The 1666-nt window shown below is 56.4% G+C and carries 2 protein-coding genes; both read right to left on the reverse strand.

Annotation, left to right across the window (positions count from 1 at the left end; genetic code table 11):
• Positions 1-397: hypothetical protein (locus CW742_RS12150; protein WP_292420734.1), on the reverse strand; the 397-nt coding region annotated here is incomplete at its 3' end.
• Between the two features lie 43 nt (positions 398-440).
• A partial coding sequence (locus CW742_RS12155; RefSeq protein WP_292420736.1) for a PAS domain-containing protein occupies positions 441-1666 on the reverse strand: 1226 nt, incomplete at its 5' end.

Consider the following 1666-nt stretch of genomic DNA (forward strand, 5'->3'; position numbering starts at 1 on the left):
TAACGAGTTTTGTCTCGGTGATATTTAAGGGCTTCGTGATCGAGTAGTTCATGTACATCGGGGGGTTCAGCAGATCGAACGCGAACGCCGTTTTGTTTGGCTGATGCTTCCAGTCGACATTGATCAGGTTGATCAGGCAGGCGGCATCCTCCGGGGGACGCGTCTGCGTTGCAATGACACTGAAACCCTTGGTCTCGGCAGCTTCCACGACAAACGGCGTTGCTTCGGTGACGAAACGCGATGTCCCGGAACCGCCGGTCGTCTCGGTTTTGAACTGGTTCGGGTCGTACAGGTCAACCGGCCCGGTCGACTCCTGCGGCGGAGCCACGCAGCCGGACACAAACAAGACCGCGACAAGGCCGGCGAGACATAGTATCTTGTAAGGATTATTTCTCATCAAAGAACGTTAGGGGCCTTTTGGTAATTAAAGATTTCAAATATCAGGGCAGGGTTTCCCTACAGTTCACGGACAGTACGAGTCCCACCGATCCGCCACGTCTGCCATCGGCAAGGATGAGGCCGGACTTCTGGATACGGAGGCGACAGCGGCGATGGTCGGGGGCAACAAAGACGCCGGTATAGGTTACGACGCCGTTTCCCTGCTCAGGCTCGCCACCCCGCTCGCCAAAGACTGCAGCGCGGCCATCCTCAAGGAGCGTGCCGCAGGTGGTTCCGACAATCTCATCGCATCGCTTACCGACAAGCATGCAGAACGAGGAGTTGCAGCCAAGGAACCGTCCGTCTGGATCAAGGTAATACAGGGGATTGGGGAATGTATTGATCATATGCTGGAGGAACCGGAACTGATCCTCGAGAGCATCGTGGGTACGCTTCCAGTCCGTCATATCAGTCGAGATGATATAGCAGATCGTCTTCTGGCCCTGCCGTATTGAGGCAATCCGGTTAGCGATGAACCGCCTTGTCCCATCCTTTCTCTGTATCCATAACGTGAGATCCGAGGGGACATCCTCCCTTTCCTGCGCTTCTTCAAGGATGGCCCGGAGACGTTCGCGCTCCTCGGGTGCCGCAAGATCGATGGGGGTGAGGGAGGCCAGCTCCTCTTTTGAGTAGCCGAGGATCTCTTCGGCGCGTGCGTTCATGTAGGTTGTTTTATCGCCCTCATGGTTGATGATCCCATCCCGGACGGTGTCTGCCATAAGGCGGAACTGCTCCTCGCTGGCCCGGAGTGCGGCATCGGCGCGCTTCCTTGCTGTGATGTCTTCGAGCAGGACCGTCGTCCCTTTCTTCCCATCTTCAAAGACCGTTGGGATAGTCTTCATCCGGAAGACGAGATGGCCTTTCTGGGGAAGAGCGATCTCGCCCTCGGCACGTTCGGAGAAGAGCCCCGCAATGATTTTCTGAACGAACGAATCGATCCAGGCCTCGGAGATTCCCAGATTCCGGATATCCCTGCCAATGAACGAGTCCCGAGGCTTTTTAAAAAATGCGAGCACCTGCCCATTGACCCTGACGATGCGGTTGTCCCGGTCAAGGACCATGATGAGGTCATCGCCAAGCCCGAGCATGGTATTGAGGGGAACCCGTGTCGAGAGGGTGAAGACCTTTGCCTTCCCGTACGTCCGCATGTCGACCTGACCGGAGACCAGCATGTTGTCAAGATACCGGCCAACAGAGTGGTTGTTCTTGCCCATAGCCCGGGCAATAT

The organism is Methanoregula sp. (assembly GCF_002835825.1).
Classification (GTDB): domain Archaea; phylum Halobacteriota; class Methanomicrobia; order Methanomicrobiales; family Methanospirillaceae; genus Methanoregula.